Origin of the sequence: Mycobacterium sp. GA-2829 (genome assembly GCF_001499965.1) — a bacterium.
In the GTDB taxonomy this organism is placed as follows: Bacteria; Actinomycetota; Actinomycetes; order Mycobacteriales; family Mycobacteriaceae; genus Mycobacterium.
This window is the reverse complement of sequence record NZ_LQIT01000013.1, coordinates 13795-35369: the sequence shown is the minus strand read 5'-3', so window position 1 is coordinate 35369 and position 21575 is coordinate 13795. Positions and strand designations below refer to the sequence as shown.

The window sequence follows — 21575 nt, the reverse complement described above, 5'->3', positions numbered from 1 at the left end:
CGGGAGAAGCGCTAGCTGATCACCGCGATGAGGTCACCGGCCTGGATGACGTCACCCTCGGCGACATTGACCTTGGTCACCGTGCCCGCGACCTCGGCCAGCACCGGAATCTCCATCTTCATGGACTCGAGCAGGACCAGGGTGTCACCCTCGCCGATCTGATCGCCTTCGTGGACCACGACCTCGAGCACACTGGCCACGATCTCCGCGCGAACGTCCTCGGCCATCTTCACCCCACTCACTGTCAGCTGTTGCCGCTCTATCGAACCACAACCCCGCGGCGTCGGAGCACCCGCCGGGCCGTGAGACAATGTCCTACAACCATCCGCGGGAGCGGGTCGGTGAATACTCGGACACACGGAGGTACCCCGATGGCCAAGCGAGGCCGCAAGAAGCGCGACCGGAAGAACACCAAGGCGAATCACGGCAAGCGACCCAACGCCGGGTCGAAGTCCGTTCGCTGACCTGAACTGATACACGAAACGACGGTCGTCGACCATTCGGTCGGCAACCGTCGTTTCGTTGTGTGCAGGGTCAGCTGCTGCGGTAGATCGTGGTGCGGCTGATCTCGATGCGCAACCGCTCGCGCAGGCTGTCCGGCGCCTTCTCCCCGCCGCACTTGACGGCGATCAGCCGTTTGACGCGCTCTTCCACGCCGTAGTGGCGCAGGCACGCGGGGCATTCCTCGAGGTGGTGCTTGAGCTTGTCGCGTGTCTCCGGGGTGCACTCCCCGTCGAGCAGCGTCCACACCTCCGCGATGACGGCGGCGCATTCCGGATGTTCCGGGTCGACGGGACCGACCGGCGGGGTCCACCGCTCTTCGTCACTCACGACGACACCTCCTCGGGCGCTTGCGCTCCGCGGATGAACCCGCGGTCTCGGGCGACATCGGCGAGCAGCTCACGGAGCTGCTTGCGGCCGCGGTGGAGCCGGGACATCACGGTCCCGATGGGCGTGTCCATGATCTCGGCGATCTCCTTGTACGGGAAGCCTTCGACGTCGGCGTAGTAGACCGCCATCCGGAATTCCTCGGGCAGCGCCTGCAGCGCCGCCTTGATCTCGGTGTCGGGCAGCGTCTCGAGCGCCTCCACCTCCGCTGATCGCAGACCCGTCGACGAGTGTTCGGCGTTCGCCGCCAGCTGCCAGTCGGTGATCTCCTCGGTGGGGTATTCCGACGGCTGGCGCTGCTTCTTGCGGTAGCTGTTGATGTAGGTGTTGGTCAGGATGCGGTAGAGCCACGCCTTGAGATTGGTGCCCTCGCGGAACGACCGGAACCCGGCGTACGCCTTGACCATCGTCTCCTGCAGCAGGTCCTCGGCGTCGGCGGGATTGCGCGTCATCCGCAGCGCACCGCCGTAGAGCTGATCGAGCAGCGGAATCGCATCGCGCTCGAAACGTGCGGTCAGTTCGGCGTCGGATTCTTCTCGTTCGACCGCCGATCCGTCGATGTCGGTCATCGTGGTCGACACCGTCCCTTCTGTCGCGGCACCGTCGAACAGGCCCGGCAGATCCACCGGACGTTCCAGGCAGGCCAATGGCACCAGAGTCCTCCTGTTGATCCTAGTGGTAGTGACCGACACGTTCCCGGGCGCGTACACGCCCGAAGTACCACCAACAACAGCATCACCGCGCGATGTTGTTCCCGATCGCAACCGATGCGCGTCCTAAGCTGACCGGCGTGCGCGCAGCTACACCGGCGATCGCGGCCCTGGTCACCGCGAAAGTGCCCCATGAGGTCCTGCAGTACCGGCACGATCCGCGCGCCGGTTCCTACGGCGAGGAGGCCGTCGAGGAACTCGCCGCCACCGGGATCGGGGCCGCGCAGGTCTTCAAGACCCTGGTCATCGCGCTCCCGAAGGGTCTTGCGGTGGCGGTACTGCCGGTGCCGGCCAAATTGTCGCTGAAGGCGGCCGCCGCCGCGCTCGGCGTCCCGAAGGCCACCATGGCCGAGCGGGCCGCAGCCGAACGCTCGACGGGTTACGTACTCGGCGGGATCTCTCCGCTGGGTCAGCGCAAGCGGCTGCCGACGGTCGTCGACTCCTCGGCACTGGAGTGGGACCGGATCCTGTGCAGCGCCGGTAAGCGCGGCCTCGAGATCGTGGTGGCCCCGCAGGACCTGATCCGGCTCACCGGCGCCGTGACAGCGGACGTCGCCGCTACTTGACGTCGGACGGGTGCCTCGCCAGCGGCGTGACGTGGATGTCCATGTAAGGGAAGAGCGGCAGCCCTGAGATCAGATCGTGCAGTTCGTCGTTCGAGTCGACGTCGAAGATCGAGAAGTTCGAGTACTCGCCGACGATGCGCCAGATCTGCGGCCACTTCCCCGACCGTTGCAACTCCTGCGAATACGCCTTCTCCCGGGCGATCAACTCGGTGCGCACCTCCGGATCCATCTCGTAGGGGATCCGGACGTCCATCCGTACGTGGAATTGCATCGACACTCAGCCCCGGACCGGGTCGAGGACGAAGTCGTAGGTCACCGCTTCGCCGCCATCGCGCTGCGGCGCAGGCGCCAGCACCAACTCCGGCTTGACGGCGGTGGCGATGTCGTCGTCGTTGTGCGGGTCACCCGGGAAGTACAGCTGGGCGGTGAGCAGTTCGTGGCCGGGCGCGGACACCTTGACGTGCAGGTGGGCCGGGCGCCAGGCATGCCAGCCGGCGGCGGCGATCAGCTTGCCGCAGGACCCGTCGGTGGGGATCTGGTACGGCGCCGGACGGATGGTGCGGATGCGGAAGGCGCCGTCGGGACCGGTGGTGAAGCTGGCCCGCAGATTCCATTCCGGGATACCGGGGGCGAACTGTGAGTAGAACCCGTCGGCGTCGGCGTGCCACAGCTCGACCTTGCCGGGCAGCGGAGTGCCGTCGGTGGAGGTGATCCGGCCGCTCCACACCAGCGGTGTGCCCCGCTCGTCCGAACGCATCGGCATGGTTCCGTCGGCTCCGAGGTCCGGCGAGTTCGGAACGTAGTAGGGGCCCTCGATGCTGCCCCGGTTCCCGCTGCGGTGGGAGGTGGCGACATCCTCGACGGCGTGTTCGACCCAGACGTCGAGGAACAGCGGCCATTCGCCGTCCTCGCCGACACCGATCAGCCACGCCTTGAGCGCGTTGTACTCGTCGTAGGTGACCCGGTGCTTGCGGATCGTCTCGTGCACCGCGGAGAGCACCTCACGGGCCAGCAGGTCGACCCGCTCCGACGGGGTGTCACCGACGGCGTCGTACGGCGACTTGTCGGTGCGGAAACGGTCGGTGGCCGAGGCGCCGGACGCGGCGGCGGTGGCGGTCTGGGCGGGTGTGGGTGTCTGGAACGTGGTCATCGTGGATCTCCTTGTGCAGTGGGCTGTTTCAGATGTCTGTGCGGTAGCGGGCTAGCTTGTCGGGGTCGATCTCGATGCCCAGACCGTTGCCCGCGGGGCGACGCATGACGCCGTCACGGATCTGCAGCGGCTCGGCGAGCAGGTCGTCGCTCATGTCGAGGAAGTTCGACAGTTCACCGGCGTAGCGCGAGGTGGCCGCGAAGGCGGTGCCGAACGTGACGGCACACGCGGTGCCGACCTGACCGTCGATCTGATTGCCCATGACGATCTCGACCCCGAGGCCCTCGGCGAGGTGGTGTACACGTTGCGACTGGGTGAAACCGGTGCGCGCGGTCTTGATGCTGATCGCGGTCGCGGCGCCGGCGAGTAGCTCCCGGGTCACGTCGGCGGGGGTGGGCACCGATTCGTCGGCGATGAACGGCACATCCAGCGCCCCGACCAGGCGGCGCCGCCCGAGCACGTCGTCGGCCGGACACAACTCCTCGGCGAACAGCAGGTCGAGGTCGGCCATCTGCTTCATGGCCCGCAGGGATTCCGATGCGGTCCAACCACGGTTGCCGTCCACGTAGAGGTCGACGGAGCCGCCGAAACGTTCCCGCAGCGCGCGGACCACCGCGGTGTCCAGTGACACCGGGCGCCGGCCGACCTTCACCTTGAACGTGGTGATGCCGTAGGTGTCGCGCATCCGCTCGGCTTCGGCGACCATCGCCGCGGGAGTGTCGAATCCGAGCATGTGGCTGACGCGCATGCGGTCGGTGAACCCGCCGAGCAGATCGCTGACCGGCAACTCCAGCGTGCGTCCGAGCGCATCCCAGATCGCCATGTCGACGGCGGACTTGGCGGTGGGGTTGCCCACGGTACGGCCCATCCGGGCGCCGGCCACCTCGCGTTCGGTCAGCGTGAGCCCGACGATCTGCGGGGCGAAGATCCCCTCGATCACCGCGACGATCCCGGCCTGGGTCTCGCCGTAGGTGAACGGGCGGGGCGGCGCCTCCGCGACACCCACGACGCCGTCGTCGGTATGCACGCGCACCAGCACGTGTTCAGCGACGGTGACCTCACCCGAGGCGAACTCGAGCGGTTTGACATACGGGATCGCGAACGGGATCGCGTCCAGCCGGGTGATCTTCACAGCGGCCTTCCGGTGGGCAGGGATTCGGGGATCGAGTCGGCGGCGAAGGTGGCTTCGAGCACGCCGGCGACGGCTTCGGCCAGGGGGTTGTCGGCGGAGGCGCGCCACGCCAGCGCCAGTTCGATGGTCTGGGCGTCGAGCAGATCGCGGAACACCAGCCCGGCCAACGGCAGCGCACGCACCGACTGCGGGACGACGGCCACCCCCAGGCCGGCGGCCACCAGCGAGAGCAGCACCGCGGTGCCGGGCGCCTCGTGTTCACGCCGGGGGACGAACCCGGCCTGACGGCAGCTGCGTACGACCGCGTCGTTGACCGCCGAATGCCGGCCGGCGTAGGCGATGAACGGTTCGCTGCGTAGGTCGGTCAACGAGACGACAGGTTCGACGGCGAGCCGGTGGTCGACCGATACGGCCAGCACGAGCGGTTCGACGTCGATCGTGCGCAGCTCGATGTCCTGGCCGACCGCGGGTGGGCGTAGTACACCCAGATCGATTGCGCCGCTGCGTAAACCGTCACATTGGTCCGGGGTCAGCAGGTCCGCCCGGATCTGCAGTGCGACGTCGGGCAGCTCGCGTCTGACCACCCGCGCGATACGCGGCAGATGCGAGAACGCAGCGGTGCCGGTGATGCCCAACCGGACCAGCCCGCTGCGTCCGGCCGCGATGCGTCGTACCCCTCGAACGGCATCGTCGACCCCCGCGAGGATCCGGGCCGCCTCGCTCTGCAGGAACTCCCCCGCCGCGGTGAGCGACACCTGCCGGGTGGTCCGGTTGAACAATGTGACGCCCAGCTCGTCCTCGAGCTGACGGATCGCGTAGGACAGCGCCGGCTGGGCGACGTGCAGCTGCTCGGCGGCACGGCCGAAATGGCACACCTCGGCGACGGCGGTGAAGTACCGCAGATGGCGTAGCTCCATCGTGTCTCCCCTGAGTCACAGCGCCGGCCGGTTGTGACCGGTGCCACGGCCCAGAGTATGGCGGCGATCCATACCCAACAAGGACTTGTTTTCGCCGTATTGATCGATAGAAATGATCAATAGGTGCCCAGCCCAGGACTAGTAAGAGCCCTAGTGTGACGGCGGCCACGTCCTGTGACCGTGGAGGCAACACGTCACAGGGAGGCACCGATGAGCGCACCGACAACCGACCGTCGCAGTCACCTCGAGCGCGTCCTCGCCGATGCGGTGATCGACGACCCCGAGGCCGGGATCCACCGCACCAACCGCCGCATCTTCACCGACGAGGACGTCTTCGAACTCGAGATGAAACACATCTTCGAGGGCAATTGGCTCTACCTGGCCCACGAGAGCCAGGTCGCCGCGGCCGGCGACTATTTCACGACCTACATGGGCCGGCAGCCCGTCGTCATCACCCGCGCCAAGGACGGCAGCCTGAACTGCCTCATCAACGCGTGTGCCCACCGCGGCGCGATGGTGTGCCGTCGCAAGACCGACAACCGCATGACACTCACGTGCCCATTCCACGGCTGGACTTTCCGCAACGACGGCACCCTGCTCAAGGTCAAGGACCCCGAGGGCGCCGGTTATCCGGCCACGTTCGACGTCGACGGTTCACACAACATGACGAAAGTGGCTCGCTTCGACAGCTACCGCGGCTTCCTGTTCGGCAGCCTCAATCCGGACGTCGCACCGCTCGCGGACCATCTCGGCGACACCACCAAGGTCATCGACATGCTCGTCGACCAGTCCCCCGACGGTCTGGAGGTGCTGCGCGGATCCTCGACCTACACCTACGACGGCAATTGGAAGGTGCAGGCGGAGAACGGCGCCGACGGTTACCACGTCACCGCGACGCACTGGAACTACGCCGCCACCACGTCGCGGCGCACCACCGGTGAATCCGCCAACGACACCAAGGCGCTCGACGCAGGCAGCTGGGGCAAATCCGGCGGCGGCTACTGGTCCTACCCGAACGGCCACCTGTGCCTGTGGACCTGGGCGGCCAACCCGCAGGACCGCCCGCTGTGGGACCGCCTCGACGAGCTCAAACGGATCCACGGCGACGCAAAGGGCGAGTTCATGGTCAAGGGCTCACGCAATCTGTGCCTATACCCGAATGTGTATCTGATGGACCAGTTCTCGACGCAGATCCGGCACTTCCGCCCGATCGCGCCGGACAAGACCGAGGTCACCATCTACTGCATCGCCCCGAAGGGCGAGAGCGCCGAAGCCCGGGCCCGGCGGATCCGTCAGTACGAGGACTTCTTCAACGCCTCGGGGATGGCCACCCCCGACGACCTCGAGGAGTTCCGCTCCTGCCAGTTGACCTATCAGGCGTCCGCCGCGCCGTGGAACGACATGAGTCGTGGTGCGCAGCACTGGCTTTCCGGACCCGACGAGGTCGCCGACTCGCTGGGCATGCACGGCGTCATCTCCGCGGGTGTCCGCAACGAGGACGAGGGCCTCTACCCCGTTCAGCACAGCCACTGGCTGCAGCTCATGCGCGCGGCGCTGGCCGACACCGGATCGGAGAAATGATCATGACCACCACCGAATCACATACCGCGACAGGCACACTCATCACCCAGAACATGATCGAACAGTTCCTCTACCGCGAGGCGCGCTACCTCGACGACCGGGAATTCGAGCGGTGGCTGGCCTGCTATGCCGATGACGTCGTCTACTGGATGCCGTCGTGGGACGACAACGACACCCTGGTGGAGGATCCCCAACGCGACATCTCGCTGGTCTACTACGCGAACAAGGGCGGCCTCGAGGACCGTGTCTTCCGCATCCGCACCGAACGGTCCTCGGCCACATCACTTCCCGAGCCGCGCACCAGTCACAACATCAGCAACGTCGAGGTGATCGAACGCCGGGGCGACCTGGTCGACGTCCGATTCAACTGGCACACCATGTATTTCCGGTACAAAACGGTCGACCCGTATTACGGCACGTCGTTCTACACCATCGACTTCTCCGGCGATCAGCCGCTGATCCGCCGCAAGACCGTCGTCCTCAAGAACGACTACATCCATCACGTCGTGGACATCTACCACTTCTGAGAGCCTTCCCATGACCTCCACCGAAACCCAGATCCACCGGGTCGCGCTGTCCTTCGAAGACGGCGTCACCCGATTCATCGACTGCCGTGACGACCAGACCGTCGCCGACGCCTCCTACCGTCAGCGCATCAACATCCCGCTCGACTGCCGCGACGGCGCGTGCGGAACGTGCAAGGCGCTGTGCGAATCCGGGACCTACGACGGCGGCACCTACATCGACGACGCCCTGCCCGCCGACGAGGCCGCCGCCGGTTACGTGTTGCCGTGCAGCATGCGACCCCGATCCGATCTGGTGTTGCAGATCGCCAGCAGCTCAGAGGTGGCCAAGACCGCGGCCGGCAACTTCGGTGGCACGCTCGTCGACCTCGACCGGGTGACGCCGACGACGGTGGCCTTCGCCGTCGAGATCCCCAACCGAGCGGATCTGGCGTTCCTGCCGGGCCAGTACGTCAACATCGCGGTGCCGGGGACCGATGTGACACGGTCGTATTCGTTCAGCAACGCCCCGCACGAGCAGCGGCTCACCTTCTTGGTCAAGCTGACCTCGGGCGGCGCCATGTCGACCTACCTGTCCGAGCGGGCGGCGGTCGGGGACGCCATCTCGTTCACCGGTCCGCACGGTTCGTTCTTCCTGCGGGAGACCGAACGGCCGGTGCTGCTGCTCGCCGGCGGCACCGGACTGGCGCCGGTGCTGTCGATGCTGGGCACGATGCGGGCTGCACGCAGCCACCGCAAGGTCCACCTCGTCTACGGGGTGAGCTCGGACGCCGACCTCGTCGAACTCGAGACGTTGACCGCGGTGGCCGCCGACCTACCCGGCTTCACCTGGGACTACTGCGTGGCCGACCCGGCGAGCACCGCGACCAACAAGGGACCAGACCGTGCCTACGTCACCAGCCTGATCCGCCCCGAACACCTCTACGACGGCGACGTCGCGGTCTACCTGTGTGGGCCGCCGCCGATGGTCGAGGCGGTGCGCACACACGTCGCCGCCGAGGGCATCGAACCGTTCGGCTTCTACTACGAGAAGTTCGGGCTGGCCACAACCGCGGCCGCCACCACCCCGCCGGTCACCCCCGTACCCGTTCCCGAGACCCCGCATGAGGCGTTGCAGCCCGACCCGGACGCCCGCGCGGTAGCCGGCCGGACGGTCTTCCCCGGTGCCGCGCTCGCACCGGCGCCCGTACCGGTCACACCGGCCCCAGACGGCGACACCGCCCGCCGGATCGCCGGTCAACTGATGTGCGCCGACGGCACCGGCGACGGCCCGGCGGCTCCGCTGGATCCGGACGACGTCGTGGTCACCGGCGCCGGGCGCGCGGTCGCCGGCCAGGAACTCTTCGCCGCGCAAGCCCTCCCCACCCCCTCCGAGCCGGCACCGCCCGAGGTCGCCGCCGACGGCTACCAGATCGGGGAGGAGCACCCGGAAGTGCACGAATCCGACGCGATCTTCCAGGCCCGCGAGGCGCTGGAACTCGGTGCGGTGGAACTGACCATCGGCCGGCTGAGCGCCTCCCAGCTCTCCGGATACCGGCTGCTCGCCGAGTCCACGTTGCCCTACGTCGAGGGTGACCGGTTCGTCGACGCGGCGCAGTACACCGAGACCAATGCGGCGTTCCACGACCACCTGTTCACACTCACGGGCAACGACCACCTGCTGCAGGCCTACCAGGCTCTGGGCGTCAAGGGCCGGATGAGCGAGGTGCTGCGCAATGCCACCTGGTGCCATCCGCTCTGCGCGCGGGACCACGTCGACATCGTTGCGGCCTTCGAGGCCGGTGACCGGGACGCGGCCCGGGCGCTGATCGCCGCGCATGCCGAACGCTCCAAGCAGACGATGCGCCGGGCGATGGCCGACGCGGCGGCGGCCCGGCGGCCGCGGTTCGTCACCCCGGGCCGATTCGCCGACAAGGTCGTGCTGGTGACCGGTGCCGCACAGGGCATAGGCGAACAGACCGCGCGGCGGATCAGCGCCGAAGGCGGACGCCTGGTGTTGGTCGACCGCTCGGAACTGGTGAAGGACCTGGCCGACGAACTCGCCGCGGGCGGGCCCGCGACCCGCGCGGTCACCGTCGATCTCGAACACGCCGAGGGCGCGGAAACCATGGTGGCACAGGCGCTATCGGCGTTCGGCCGGATCGACGTGCTGATCAACAATGTCGGCGGTGCCATCAACTTCAAACCGTTCGTCGAGTTCACCGGCGGCGAGATCCGCGCCGAGGTCGATCGGTCACTCATGACGACGCTGTACGCCTGCCGGGCGGTGCTGCCCTCGATGGTGGCGCGCGGCGACGGCGTGATCGTCAACGTGTCGTCGGCGGCGACCCGCGGCATCCACCGCATCCCCTATTCGGCGGCCAAGGGCGGCGTCAACGCGATAACCGCCTCGTTGGCCGTCGAGTACGCCGGTGAGGGGATCCGAGTGGTGGCGACCGCTCCCGGCGGAACGTCTGCCCCGCCCCGCCGGATCTCGCGCGGCACACCGGAGTTCAGCGACGACACCCAACGCGACTGGTTCCAGGCGCACATCGACCAGACCGTCGAGTCGTCGTCGATGAAGCGGTACGGCACCCTCGACGAACAGGCCGCGGCCATCTGCTTCCTGGCCTCCGACGAGGCGTCGTACATCACCGGTTCGGTGCTGCCGGTCGCCGGGGGCGATCAAGGCTGAGCCGGCCCGGCACGTGCCTACGATGTGACGGTGATCATCGTGGCCGCGGAATGCGTCGGGCGCGACCGTGAACTGGCCGAGTTGACCGCCCGCTGCCTGGCCACCGCGGACTCGGGCACGGACGTCGTCGCGGTGCTCGGCCCACCGGGTGTCGGCAAGACGACGCTGGTCAACCGGTTGGCCGCCGACCACGCACGCGCTCTCGTCGCCCACGCGCTGCCGTGGGAGGCCGCCGCACCGGGCGCGGTGCTCGCCCAACTACTCCAGGAACCGGTGCGCGACGATCCGGTCGGCCAACTCCTGGAGGGGATCGCCGGGGCCGGAGCGCCCGCGTTGCTGATCGTCGACGACGCCCGATACGCCGATCCGCTGTCGATGCAGGTGCTCGAGACCGCGGTGCGCCGCCACCGTGCGGGCGCGCTGCTCGTCGTGCTCACCGCGACGCATGCGTCGGACATAGCGGCGAGCTTCGTCTCGACCGAACTGCGACTGGGCGGCCTGTCCCCGTCGGCTGTCGGCGAACTCGCGAGGCGGCGCGGGCGCGTCCTGCACCCGACGATGGTCGACGTGCTCACCCGTCACACCGACGGCAACCCCCGCGACGCGCTCGCCCTGCTCGACGAGGTGCCCGCACCGGTCTGGTCGCGCCACGACGCGCAGCTGCCGGCCCCGGCGCACACCGTGGCGGACGTCCGGTCCCGGTTGGAAGGCTGCCGCCCGCCCGGCCGTGCCCTGATCGAGGCGTTGGCGGTGCTCGGCGACGGCGCATCGCTGGGGGAAGCCGCGCTGCTGGCAGGCATCGACGATCCGCTCGCCGCCGTCGATGATGCCGAAAGTGCCGAACTGACAGTCATGACAGGAGAATTCGGCGTCTCCCTGCGGTCACGTCTCCTGCGGGCGGGAGTGCTCGACGTGATGGGTGTGCGCCGCGCGGCCGATGTGCACCGGCGCGCGGCCGGCATCGTCGCCGACCCGGTCCGACGACTGCACCACCTCGTCGCGGCCACCCCCGTTCCCGACGCGGCACTGGCCGACGAGGTCGACGCGATGGCCCGCGCGCGCGGCGCCGAGGGGGCGTGGGCAGTGGCGGCGACGTTGTTCCGTGAGGCCGGCAGGCTCAGCCCCGATCCGCTGGCGCGCGACGACCGGCTCACCCGTTCGGTGGACGCGCTCGTCGCGGCCGGCGACACCGCGGCCGCCGCCGCGCTGGTACCCGCGGTCGAGAGCCTGCGCGAGACTCCGTTGCGGGACGCCACGCTGGCCTACCTGGCCGTCGTGCGCGGTCGCGGAGCCGAGGCGGACGTCCGGTTGCGGCGGGCGTGGGCGATCGTCAACGCCGGACGTGATCCCGAGACCGCAGCGCTGATCGCGGGCCGCTATGTGCTGCATTCGCTGATGCGTTGTCGCGGTGCAGAACTCGTGGAGTGGGCCGATCGCGCCATCGCGCTCTCCGGGGACGACTCCCCCGCGGGCGTCGAGGCCGCGGCGATCCGCGGTCTCGGACTGTCCGCAATCGGGCACTCGGCCCGCGCCTCGGCCGCGTACGACGAACTGGCTTCGCGCATCAAGTACGGCGCCCAGGCACAGCGCATCGCGATGGGCCGAGGCTGGCTGCAACTGGCGGCTGACGACCTCGACGGCGCCCGCAGCAGCCTCGAGGGCGCGGTGTCGACGACCGAATCGGGGGGATCGGCCCGCATCGCCCTGTGGGCGTTGGGCTGGTTGGCGCGCGTGCAGTTCCTGACCGGGGACTGGGATCAGGCGCTGCAGACCGTCGAGCGCGGTCGACTGACCGCCGCGTCAAGCGGGATCGTGCTCGTGACGCCGCTTCTCGAGTGGACCGCGACGCAGATCCATTCCCTGCGTGGCGATTTCGAAGCCGCGCAGACAGCGGTGCGCGCCGCGAACGCCGTCGCCCAGGGGTACGAGATGATGCGGCTGGCGACAGCGCTGGCCCGGTCGCAGATCGCCGAGGCCGAGGCCGACTACGCCGGGGTGCGGCGGGCGCTGGACCCGCTGACCCGGATGTCGGGGCGGATCACCGCCGAACCGGCACTGTGGCCGTGGGCCGACGTGCTGGCCAACGCGATGGTCCTCGACGGTCAGCCGGAGGCGGCCGATGCGTTCATCGGTCCGCACGAACAGCGCGCGGCCCGGCGCGGGCAACGCTCCACCCGCGCCCGGCTGGGGTACGCCCGCGGCCGGATCCTCGGGGCCGCCGGGGACATCGACAACGCCCGGCGCGCCTTCGAGGAGGCACTCGCGCTGCTCGACGGACTGCCGCTGCGTTACGACCTGGCGCGGGTCAACTTCGCCTACGGGCAGACGCTGCGCCGGGCCGGGAAGCGGCGCGACGCCGACGCCGTCATCACCACCGCCCGCGATCTGTATCTGGCGCTCGGCGCCCACACCTACGTCGCCCGATGCGAACGCGAACTCAAGGCAGGCGGCGTGCACGTCGTGCGCGGGCCGCGTGGTCACACCGAACTCACCCCACAGGAAGATGCGGTCACCTCGCTTGTGGCGCAAGGGCTTTCGAACCGGGAGGTGGCGGCGGAGCTGTACGTCTCTCCGAAGACGGTGCAGTACCACCTGACCCGGATCTACGCCAAGCTCGGGGTGCGTTCGCGCTCCGAGCTCGTCGCGGTGACCGCATCACGCCAGTGACCGCGCCCGTCGGTGACCGGTGCCGCGGTGGCGGCCACCACGTCGGCGAACTCGACCCCCGGCGCGAGTTCGACGACCTCGAACCCGGTTCCGATCACATCGAGCACTGCGAGGTTGGTGATCACGCGGCTCACCACCGAGCGCCCGGTGAGCGGTAGATCGCAACTCCGTACGAGGCGTGGGGCTCCGGCCTTGGTCATGTGTTCCATCAGCAGCACGACGCGGCCTGCTCCGTTGACCAGATCCATCGCGCCGCCGATGCCCTTGACCATCGCGCCGGGGACCATCCAGTTGGCCAGGTCGCCGGTCATCGACACCTGCATACCGCCGAGCACCGCGACGTCGACGTGGCCGCCGCGGATCATCGCGAAGCTGGTTGACGAGTCGAAGTACGACGCGCCGGCCAGCACCGACACGGTCTGCTTACCCGCGTTGATCAGGTCGGGGTCGACCTCGTCCTCGTAGGGGAACGGGCCCACTCCGAGGATGCCGTTCTCGGCGTGCAGGGTGACCTGTGACCCCGCCGGGAGATGGTCGGGGATCAGCGTCGGCAGGCCGATACCGAGGTTGACGTAGTCGCCGTCGCGCAGTTCGGCCGCGGCGCGGGCAGCCATCTGGTCGCGGGTCCAGCTCATCGGGTGGCCTCCTCGGGTCGTGGCCGGGTGGTGCGTTTCTCGATGTCCTTGCGCAGCGCCTGAATCGGCGTCAGCGGCACGACGCGCTGCACGAAGATCCCGGGAAGGTGGATCTCGTCGGGTCCGAGTTCGCCGACCTCGACGACCTGTTCGGCCTCGACCAGAGTGATGCGGCCCGCCATCGCGGCGGGCGGGTTGAAGTTGCGTGCCGCTGCGTGGAACCGGCAGTTGCCCGCGCGGTCCGCCACCGCCGCCCGGATGAGCGCGTAGTCGGTGACGATGGCCTCCTCGAGCACCATGTCACGGCCGCCGAAGGTGCGGACCTCCTTCGGCGGTGAGGCCAGCGCGATGCTGCCGTCCGGGTGGTAACGCCATGGCAGTCCGCCCTCGGCGACGAGCGTGCCGACCCCGGTCGGGGTGAAGAACGCGCCGATCCCGCTGCCGCCGGCGCGCAGCCGTTCGGCCAGCGTGCCCTGCGGGGTCAGTTCCACGGTCAGCTCACCGGCGAGGTACTGCCTGCCGAACTCCTTGTTCTCCCCCACGTACGACGCGATGACACGGCTGATCCGGCCCGCCTCGAGGAGCAGGCCCAGCCCGGCGCCGTCGACGCCGCAGTTGTTGGAGACGATGGTCAGATCGTCGGCGCCCTGGTCGAGCAGCGCCTCGATCAGGAACCACGGGATACCGGCGAGGCCGAACCCGCCGACGGCCAGGCTCGCGCCCGCCGGGATGTCGGCGACCGCGTCGCAGGCCGATTTGACGACTTTGTCCACTGTCACGACTGCTCCAGGTGTTCGATGAGGGCGGAGTTCACGATCGCGGGCTGCTCCGCATTGGCCAGGTGTGCCGCCTCGGGCACGACCGCCAGGCGACCGTCCTTGACCCCGTCGGCGATCTCGCGCAGCTTCGGCACGGGCGTGGCCGGGTCGCGGTCGCCCGCGACGGCCAGGGTCGGGGCGATGATCGAGGCGAGGTCGTCGCGCAGGTCGAGCGCGGCGATCGCCTCACAGCATCCCGCGTAGCCCTCGGCCGGGGTGGCGGCCACCATGGCCTCACAGCCGGCCCGCACGTCGGGGTGCGCCGTCCGGTAGGCGGCGGTGAACCAGCGTTCGACGACAGCGCAGGCGATCGCGCCGGTGCCGCGAGTGCGCACCGTCTCGGCGCGTTCTAGCCAGGTCGAGGCGGGCGGTAACGCGGTGCCGGTGCACAGCAGGGCGAGCCGGTCGACGCGCTCGGGGTTGCGCGCGGCCACGCGCATCGCCGTCATCCCGCCCAGCGACAACCCGACCAGGTGGGCGTGGTCGATGCCCAGCCGGTCCAGCAGCGCGACGAGGTCATCGGCGAGGTCGTCGATGCGGTACGGGCCCGGCGGCGTCGGCGAGGCGCCGTGTCCTCGGGTGTCGTAACGCACGACACGGAAACGCGCTTCGAGGTCGGCGAGTTGGCGGTCCCACATCCGGTGGGTGGAGCCTAGGGAATTGCTGAGCACGACGGCCGGGCCATCGTCTCGACCGCTGACGAGTGCGTGAACCTTCACCGAAGTCATGCCTTCGACTGTAATGACGTGCTCTTATATTGTGAAATATCCATTTTCGCCCGATTGAGACCTGAGGAGTATCAGTTGGAGCTGCGTCATCTGCGCTACTTCCGGGCGGTCGCCGAGGAATTGCACTTCGGCCGGGCCGCCGAACGCCTGCGGATCGCCCAGCCGCCGCTGTCCCAGCAGATCCGGGCGCTCGAACGCGAACTCGGCGTCGCGCTGCTGACGCGGTCCACCCGCAAGGTCGACCTGACCCCCGCGGGCGCGGCGTACCTCGAGCGGGCGGTCGCGATCCTCGACGCGGTCGACGACGCCGCCGACGTCGCGCACCGGGTCGCCGAGGGGTCGGCGGGCCGGTTGGTGATCGGCTGCGTCGGCTCGGCCACCTACTCGCTGCTCCCGACGCTCGTGCGCACGCTGCGAGAGACGCTGCCGGGGGTGGACGTGGCGGTGCGTGGCGAGATGCTCGCGCCGGCGCAGATCACCGCGTTGGTGTCCGGGGAGATCGACCTGGGGCTGCTACGGCCACCGGTCTCGCATCCGGCGGTGCGCGTCGAGACCATCCGCCGGGACCGGTTGCTCGTGGCATTGCCGGAGTACCACCCGTTGGCCGCGGCCGCCGGCGTCGACATCGCCGACCTGCGCGACGAGGAGTTCGTCGTGCACGCCGGGCACGGCCACTCGGTGATGAACAGCGTGGTGACCGCCCTGTGCGCGGCGGCCGGTTTCGTCCCCCGGGTCCGTAGCGAGGTCGAGGAGACCTCGACCCTGGTCACACTCGTCGCCGCGGGCCTCGGCGTGGCGGTGGTCCCTGAACCGACCGCGGCGCTGGGCGTGCCCGGCGTGCGGTACCGCGCGCTGTCCGGCGACCGGCCCGTCGCCGTCGACCTCCTGGCCGCGCACGCCGCCCGCGCGTACTCACCGCTGGTCGACCGGGTGCTCGATGTTCTGCGCCGAGTCGCCGAAACCCACCACCGGCCCGACATAGGGTGAGGCCATGGCAGACAAGCCCTTGAGCGGGAAGACCATGTTCATCTCCGGCGCCAGCCGCGGCATCGGGTTGGCCATCGCCAAACGCGTCGCCGCCGACGGCGCCAACATCGCGCTGATCGCCAAAACCGCCGAACCGCATCCCAAGCTGCCCGGGACGATCTACACCGCGGCCGAGGAGATCGAACAGGCCGGCGGTCAGGCGCTGCCGATCGTCGGCGACATCCGCGACGGCGATTCGGTCACCGCCGCGGTCGCCAAGACCGTCGAGCAGTTCGGCGGCATCGACATGTGCGTCAACAACGCGTCGGCGATCAACCTCGGCTCGGTCGAGGAGGTGCCGCTCAAGCGGTTCGACCTGATGAACGGCATCCAGGTCCGCGGCACGTACGCCGTCACGCAGGCGTGCATCCCGCACATGAAGGGTCGCGACAATCCGCACATCCTCACGCTGTCCCCGCCGATCCGGCTGGAGCCGCAGTGGCTCACCCCGACCGCGTACATGATGGCGAAGTTCGGGATGACGTTGTGCGCGTTGGGGATTGCTGAAGAGCTTCGTGATGCGCACATCGCGTCGAACACGTTGTGGCCGCGCACCATGGTCGCGACGGCCGCAGTGCAGAACCTGCTCGGCGGCGACGAGGCGATGGCCCGCGCCCGTAAACCCGAGGTGTACTCCGACGCCGCCTACGCAGTCCTGACGAAACCGTCGTCCTACACCGGGCACACGTTGCTGTGCGAGGACGTACTGCTCGAGGCCGGTGTCAGCGACCTGTCGGTGTACGACTGCATCCCGGGCTCCGAACTCGGCGTCGACCTCTGGGTCGACTCCCCCAACCCGCCGGGCTACACCGGGCCCTGAGACCTTGCGCTCACGGTCGTGGGTAGCGGTCGAACCACGACCGTGAGCGCAATCTCTGGGCCGTGACTCAGCGCGCCTCGTAGAGGATTCCGCGTCCGATCGCCTCCCGGACGACCGGCAGCGCGGCCGCCGCCAGCGCGGCGGCGTCGACACCGTGGTGGGCGGCGAGCAGGTCGATCAGGGTGCCCAGTGGCACCTCGCCGCGACAGCCGGCCAGCAGCGCGCGGGACACCTCGTCGACGCCGAGCACCGCACCGGGACCGCCCGGCCGGCGCACCGCAGCGCCGACGACCTGCCACCCGTCGGGCCCGGGCAGCGACTGCTCGTCGAGGAACACCGGCGCCGTCGACAGTCGCGCCGCCAACAACTCGGTATCGCTGGTGTGGTGCAGGTATTCGCGCCGCGCGAAGAACGCATCAACCTCCGCACCGGTGACGACCTCGTCGGCGCCGGTGATCTCCTCGATGACGTGGTCGGGTGCGCGGTGCTCGTCGGCGCCGGGTGCACGTAGCGCGATCATGCCCATCCCGACGCCGGTGATGCCCTCGGCGGCGAACCAGTCCAGCCATTCGCCGCCGCGGCGCGCCGCCTGCTCCGGCGGTTCACCGGCGTCGGAGGTCCACAGGGAGACGTAGCTGACCGGATCGGCGAGCTCGCGCTGCACGACCCACGCGTGCAACCCCGTGCCGGCAAGCCAGCCGCGCACCCGGTCGCGCCAGTCCTGCCCGTCGCGCACAATCCAGTTGGCCATCACGTGTGCGGTGCCGCCCGGTTCGAGATGCTCGCCCACCTGTTCGATCAGGTTGCGGCTCAACGCATCTCCGACCATGCCGGAGTCGCGGTAGATGTAGTCGCGGGCACCCGCACCCACTACGAACGGCGGGTTGGACACGATCAGGTCGAAGCGTTCACCGGCGACGGGTTCGAACAGGCTGCCGCACCGCAGGTCCCACGACATCCCGTTGAGACGCGCGGTCGCCGCGGCCAGCGCCAGTGCGCGCTCGTTGGTGTCGGTGGCGACGATCTCGGTGCAGTGCGCGTCGAGGTGCAACGCCTGGATGCCGCAGCCGGTGCCGAGGTCGAGTGCGCGCCGGACCGGTTCGCGCACCACCGCGCGAACCAGCGTGACCGATGCGCCGCCGATGCCGAGGACGTGATCATGCCGGACGGCGCCCTCGCTCAGTGCCGCATCCAGATCGGAGACGACGACGAAGTCCCGGACGCCGTCGCCGTGCGGGCGGATGTCGAGGGCGGCCCGCACCGACCCCGAATCGGTGACGGTCAGCACCCCGTTGACGACCAGCGCATCCACCCCCGCGGTGGGGAACGCCACCGCGGCCCGGTCGCGCGTCTCCTCCACCCCGAGCAGCAGCAGCCGGACCAGCACGGCCAGCGCGTCATGTTGCGGGGCGGCGCGTTCGGTGACGCGCAGCGCAGGCCACCACACGCCCCTGGCGAATGCGGCGTCGGCGTCGGCGCCGAGCAGGGCCGCTACCCCGTCGGTGGTGTAGCCCGCGGCGCGCAGGTCGGCGCCCAACGCGTCGACGACGGCAGCGTCGTGCAACGGTGGGATCAAAGCAGCGTGGCCTGTTCGGGCTCCGGCTCGGCCGGCTCGATCAGTTCCGGACCGTTGTTGCGGACGTTGTTGACCAGCCGGGACACCTCGCGGACCTCGATGCGGTCGAGATCGCCGTGGCCGCGCAACAGGCCCTCGTCGATCGGGGCGTCCGGATCGAGCCAGCGGTCCCAGTCGGTCGCGCTGATGGTCAGCGGCATGCGGTCGTGGATCTCGGCGAGCGGGCCCGCGGCGTCGGTGGTGATGATCGTGCAGCTCACCAGCGGCGGCGCCTCTTTCGGGGCGTCTTTGGGCCGCCAGGTGGTCCACAGCCCGGCCATGAACAGCGGTTGCCCGTCGGCCCCGTACATGAAGAACGGGGTCTTGACGGCTTTCTTCCCGGCCTCGGCGGGATTGGGCCGCCACTCGTACCAGCCGTCCATCGGCACCAGGCACCGCTTGCTCTTGGCCGACGCGCGGAAGGCCGGCGACGAGGTGACCTTCTCGGCGCGGGCGTTGATCAGCAGCGGACCTTTGTTGTCCGGTGCGCCGTCCTCGGCGCTCTTCGTCCACGGCGGGATCAACCCCCAGCGCATCGACCGCAACCGGCGCGTCGCCTCGTCGTCGGGGTCGCTGTGCCGTTTGACGACGGTGGTGATGGTGGTGGTGGGGGCCACGTTGTAGTTGGGCCCCGACTCGTTGGGGACGGCGTTGGTCTCGTCGATCGCCTTGATCTTCTCGGCCAGCAGGGCCGGGTCGGTGGTCACCGCGAAACGTCCACACATACCTCCGATACTGGCACGCCGAACCGACAAGGCAGGATGGTGTGGTGAGCAATTGGCCGGCCCCGGCGACGCCGACCCCCGTCCACGCGACGGTGACCATCCCGGGTTCGAAATCCCTGACCAACCGGGCGCTGGTGCTCGCGGCGCTGGCCACTCCGCAGGGCCCGTCCACGATCAGCGGGGCCCTGCGCAGCCGCGACACCGACCTGATGATCGGGGCGCTGCGCACCCTCGGCTTCACCGTCGAATGCGTCGACGAGGTGGACTGCGAACTCGTCGTGAGCGGGAACCTGTCCCCCGCGGCGGATGCCCGCGTCGAGTGCGGCCTCGCGGGCACCGTGCTGCGCTTCCTGCCGCCCGTCGCGGCGATGAGCAGCCAGACCGTCGAGTTCGACGGCGACGAGCAGGCCCGCGTGCGCCCGATCAGCCCGCTGCTGGCGGGGCTGCGGACACTCGGCGTGCAGATCGACGGCGACGGGCTGCCGTTCCGGGTGCGCGGCGAGGGTTCGGTGGCCGGCGGCACGGTCGAGATCGACGCCTCGGGCTCGTCGCAGTTCGTCTCCGGACTCCTGCTGTCGGGTGCGGCGTTCCGCGACGGCCTGACCATCGTGCACACCGGCGAGTCGGTGCCCTCGGCGCCGCATGTGGCGATGACGATCAGCATGATGCGCGACGCGGGCGTCGAGGTCGACGACAGCACGCCCAACCGGTGGACCGTGCGGCCGGGCCCGGTCGCCGCCCGGCACTGGACCATCGAACCCGACCTGTCCAACGCGGTGCCGTTCCTGGCCGCCGGTGTGGTCAGCGGTGGCGCGGTGCGGATCACGGGCTGGCCCGCGACGAGCATCCAGCCGGCGGGCACGATCCTGGCGATCCTCGAGAAGGTCGGCGCGGCGGTGCGCCAGACCGACTCGTATCTCGAGGTGCAGGGCACTCGGCTCTACGACGGCTTCGACGCCGACCTGCACGACGTCGGCGAACTCACCCCCGCGGTGGCCGCTCTCGCCGCCGTCGCCACCCCGGGTTCGGTGTCCCGGCTGCGGGGTGTGGCGCATCTGCGCGGACACGAGACCGACCGGCTGGCCGCGCTGAGCGCCGAGATCAACGGCCTCGGCGGGCAGTGTGAGGAGACCGACGACGGGCTGGTCATCACCGCGGCACCGCTGCACGGCGGGGTGTGGCACTCCTACGCCGACCACCGGATGGCGATGGCCGGCGCGATCGTCGGACTGCGCACCCCCGGCGTCGATGTCGAGGACATCGGGACGACCGCCAAGACGCTGCCGGAGTTCCCGCGGCTCTGGACGGACATGCTGGCCGGACAGACCGTCGTCGACCCCGAGGCAGGCGCTTGAGCCGTCGCGAGTACGACGAGTCCGACGTCCGGGTGCGTCCGGGTCGGGGTACGCGCCCGCGCACCAAGACCCGCCCCGAGCACGCCGACGCGCGCCGCGCCATGGTGGTGACCGTCGACCGCGGGCGGTGGGGCTGTGCGCTCGACGGCGACCCGGACCGGGTGGTGACCGCGATGCGGGCCCGCGAACTCGGCCGCACCCCGATCGTCGTCGGCGACGATGTCGAGGTGGTCGGCGACCTGAGTGGCCGCCCGGACACGCTCGCACGCATTGTGCGCCGCGGTGACCGCCGAACGGTGTTGCGCCGCACCGCCGATGACACCGATCCGACCGAACGGGTGGTGGTCGCCAACGCCGACCAACTGCTCGTCGTCGTCGCGCTGGCCGATCCGCCGCCGCGGACCGGTTTCGTGGAACGCTCGCTGATCGCGGCCTACGCCGGAGGTCTGACGCCGATCCTGTGCCTGACCAAGAGCGATCTCGCACCCGCCGAACCGTTCGCCGCGCAGTTCGCCGGCCTGGAGCTGACCGTCCTCACCGCCGGCCGCGACGATCCGCTCGACACCGTGCTGCCGCTGCTCGGCGGCCGGGTCACCGTACTGCTCGGCCACTCGGGAGTGGGCAAGTCGACGTTGGTGAATCGCCTTGTGCCCGAAGCGGATCGAGCTATCGGCGAGGTGAGCGGCGTGGGTAAGGGCCGACACACGTCGACGCAGTCGGTCGCGCTGCCACTGAACGGCGGCGGGTGGGTGATCGACACCCCCGGGGTCCGGTCGTTCGGGCTGGCCCACATCGAACCCGACGACGTGATGCTGGCGTTCTCCGATCTCGCCGAGGCGATCGCCGACTGCCCGCGCGGCTGCGGGCACATGGGGCCACCCGCCGACCCGGAGTGCGCACTCGACGAGTTGAGCGGTGCGGCGGCCAACCGCGTGGCCGCGGCCCGGCACCTGCTGGCCGCGCTCAACGAGGCCTAGCTTCACAGGTTCGGATCAAGGTGTGACGGGAAGGTAGGAGAGGGTGTGCGCCGTTGCATGAGCGGGC

At 69.7% G+C, this 21575-nt stretch carries 22 protein-coding genes; 10 read left to right on the top strand and 12 right to left on the bottom strand.

From position 1 onward, the window contains the following. Positions 1 to 11 precede the first annotated feature (11 nt). On the bottom strand, positions 12 to 227 hold the full coding sequence (locus AU194_RS10175; protein WP_059089178.1) for a biotin/lipoyl-binding carrier protein: 216 nt from the start codon (positions 225 to 227) through the stop codon (positions 12 to 14). A gap of 144 nt (positions 228 to 371) precedes the next feature. Here AU194_RS10175 and AU194_RS32970 point away from each other — a divergent pair, with 144 nt between their 5' ends. Next, positions 372 to 464, top strand: coding sequence for a 50S ribosomal protein bL37 (locus AU194_RS32970; RefSeq protein ID WP_099050200.1), 93 nt, complete (start codon positions 372 to 374; stop codon positions 462 to 464). A gap of 70 nt (positions 465 to 534) precedes the next feature. Here AU194_RS32970 and rsrA read toward each other — a convergent pair whose 3' ends face one another. Beyond that, entirely contained in the window at positions 535 to 831 is a 297-nt protein-coding gene (gene rsrA / locus AU194_RS10170; RefSeq protein ID WP_059089115.1) for a mycothiol system anti-sigma-R factor, read from the bottom strand. Further along, positions 828 to 1457, bottom strand: coding sequence for a sigma-70 family RNA polymerase sigma factor (locus AU194_RS10165; protein ID WP_197417585.1), 630 nt, complete (start codon positions 1455 to 1457; stop codon positions 828 to 830). The genes rsrA and AU194_RS10165 overlap by 4 nt, the downstream gene beginning before the upstream one ends. A 176-nt stretch (positions 1458 to 1633) precedes the next feature. Here AU194_RS10165 and AU194_RS10160 point away from each other — a divergent pair, with 176 nt between their 5' ends. Then, positions 1634 to 2164: an aminoacyl-tRNA deacylase gene (locus AU194_RS10160; protein WP_157575981.1), complete on the top strand. Its 531-nt coding sequence runs from the start codon at positions 1634 to 1636 to the stop codon at positions 2162 to 2164. Here AU194_RS10160 and catC read toward each other — a convergent pair. From catC to AU194_RS10140, 4 genes are read right to left on the bottom strand one after another with little or no spacing between them, the layout of a single operon-like run. Further along, positions 2157 to 2435, bottom strand: a complete 279-nt coding sequence (catC, locus tag AU194_RS10155) for a muconolactone Delta-isomerase (RefSeq protein ID WP_059089176.1) — start codon at positions 2433 to 2435, stop codon at positions 2157 to 2159. The two genes, AU194_RS10160 and catC, sit on opposite strands and share 8 nt — an antisense overlap. 6 nt (positions 2436 to 2441) lie before the next feature. Beyond that, on the bottom strand, positions 2442 to 3314 hold the full coding sequence (gene catA / locus AU194_RS10150; RefSeq protein WP_059089113.1) for a catechol 1,2-dioxygenase: 873 nt from the start codon (positions 3312 to 3314) through the stop codon (positions 2442 to 2444). 28 nt (positions 3315 to 3342) lie between these two features. Beyond that, positions 3343 to 4446, bottom strand: coding sequence for a mandelate racemase/muconate lactonizing enzyme family protein (locus AU194_RS10145; RefSeq protein ID WP_059089112.1), 1104 nt, complete (start codon positions 4444 to 4446; stop codon positions 3343 to 3345). Continuing rightward, positions 4443 to 5363, bottom strand: coding sequence for a LysR family transcriptional regulator (locus AU194_RS10140; RefSeq protein ID WP_059089111.1), 921 nt, complete (start codon positions 5361 to 5363; stop codon positions 4443 to 4445). Before AU194_RS10140 ends, AU194_RS10145 begins: the two co-directional genes overlap by 4 nt. Positions 5364 to 5573: 210 nt before the next feature. Here AU194_RS10140 and benA point away from each other — a divergent pair, with 210 nt between their 5' ends. The 4 genes from benA to AU194_RS10120 are packed head-to-tail and all read left to right on the top strand — an operon-like array spanning position 5574 to position 12809. Next, positions 5574 to 6944 (top strand): benzoate 1,2-dioxygenase large subunit, encoded by a 1371-nt coding sequence (gene benA / locus AU194_RS10135; RefSeq protein WP_059089110.1) that lies wholly within the window; start codon positions 5574 to 5576, stop codon positions 6942 to 6944. A gap of 2 nt (positions 6945 to 6946) precedes the next feature. Then, a complete protein-coding gene (gene benB / locus AU194_RS10130; protein WP_059089175.1) occupies positions 6947 to 7471 on the top strand; it encodes a benzoate 1,2-dioxygenase small subunit in 525 nt (174 codons plus the stop codon). A 10-nt stretch (positions 7472 to 7481) separates the two neighbouring features. Further along, a complete protein-coding gene (gene benC, locus AU194_RS10125; RefSeq protein ID WP_059089109.1) occupies positions 7482 to 10142 on the top strand; it encodes a benzoate 1,2-dioxygenase electron transfer component BenC in 2661 nt (886 codons plus the stop codon). A gap of 24 nt (positions 10143 to 10166) precedes the next feature. Then, positions 10167 to 12809, top strand: a complete 2643-nt coding sequence (locus AU194_RS10120) for a LuxR family transcriptional regulator (protein ID WP_157575980.1) — start codon at positions 10167 to 10169, stop codon at positions 12807 to 12809. On the opposite strand, the gene AU194_RS10115 is transcribed toward AU194_RS10120, so the two are convergent. Genes AU194_RS10115 through pcaD form a run of 3 tightly spaced genes read right to left on the bottom strand, consistent with a single transcriptional unit; the run spans position 12746 to position 14990 of the window. Next, positions 12746 to 13444 (bottom strand): 3-oxoacid CoA-transferase subunit B, encoded by a 699-nt coding sequence (locus tag AU194_RS10115; RefSeq protein WP_059089108.1) that lies wholly within the window; start codon positions 13442 to 13444, stop codon positions 12746 to 12748. The genes AU194_RS10120 and AU194_RS10115 overlap by 64 nt on opposite strands. Beyond that, complete coding sequence (locus AU194_RS10110) at positions 13441 to 14223, bottom strand: CoA transferase subunit A (protein ID WP_059089107.1); 783 nt, start codon at positions 14221 to 14223, stop codon at positions 13441 to 13443. Before AU194_RS10110 ends, AU194_RS10115 begins: the two co-directional genes overlap by 4 nt. Next, entirely contained in the window at positions 14220 to 14990 is a 771-nt protein-coding gene (gene pcaD / locus AU194_RS10105) for a 3-oxoadipate enol-lactonase (RefSeq protein ID WP_059089106.1), read from the bottom strand. Before pcaD ends, AU194_RS10110 begins: the two co-directional genes overlap by 4 nt. Positions 14991 to 15065: 75 nt before the next feature. Between pcaD and AU194_RS10100 the strand changes: the two genes are divergently transcribed. Further along, complete coding sequence (locus tag AU194_RS10100) at positions 15066 to 15977, top strand: LysR substrate-binding domain-containing protein (RefSeq protein WP_059089105.1); 912 nt, start codon at positions 15066 to 15068, stop codon at positions 15975 to 15977. A 4-nt stretch (positions 15978 to 15981) separates the two neighbouring features. Further along, positions 15982 to 16836 (top strand): NAD(P)-dependent oxidoreductase, encoded by an 855-nt coding sequence (locus AU194_RS10095; protein ID WP_059089104.1) that lies wholly within the window; start codon positions 15982 to 15984, stop codon positions 16834 to 16836. Between the two features lie 67 nt (positions 16837 to 16903). Here the strand turns inward: AU194_RS10095 and AU194_RS10090 are convergent, their stop codons facing one another. Beyond that, positions 16904 to 18409, bottom strand: coding sequence for a methyltransferase (locus AU194_RS10090; protein WP_059089173.1), 1506 nt, complete (start codon positions 18407 to 18409; stop codon positions 16904 to 16906). Further along, positions 18409 to 19176 carry an SOS response-associated peptidase gene (locus AU194_RS10085; protein WP_059089103.1) on the bottom strand — a complete coding sequence of 256 codons (768 nt, stop codon included), beginning with the start codon at positions 19174 to 19176 and terminating at the stop codon, positions 18409 to 18411. Before AU194_RS10085 ends, AU194_RS10090 begins: the two co-directional genes overlap by 1 nt. A gap of 44 nt (positions 19177 to 19220) precedes the next feature. On the opposite strand from AU194_RS10085, the gene aroA reads away from it, so the two are divergent. Together aroA and rsgA are read left to right on the top strand one after the other, a co-directional pair. Further along, a complete protein-coding gene (gene aroA, locus AU194_RS10080) occupies positions 19221 to 20531 on the top strand; it encodes a 3-phosphoshikimate 1-carboxyvinyltransferase (RefSeq protein ID WP_059089172.1) in 1311 nt (436 codons plus the stop codon). Continuing rightward, on the top strand, positions 20528 to 21508 hold the full coding sequence (rsgA, locus tag AU194_RS10075; protein WP_059089102.1) for a ribosome small subunit-dependent GTPase A: 981 nt from the start codon (positions 20528 to 20530) through the stop codon (positions 21506 to 21508). Before aroA ends, rsgA begins: the two co-directional genes overlap by 4 nt. Positions 21509 to 21575: the final 67 nt, after the last annotated feature.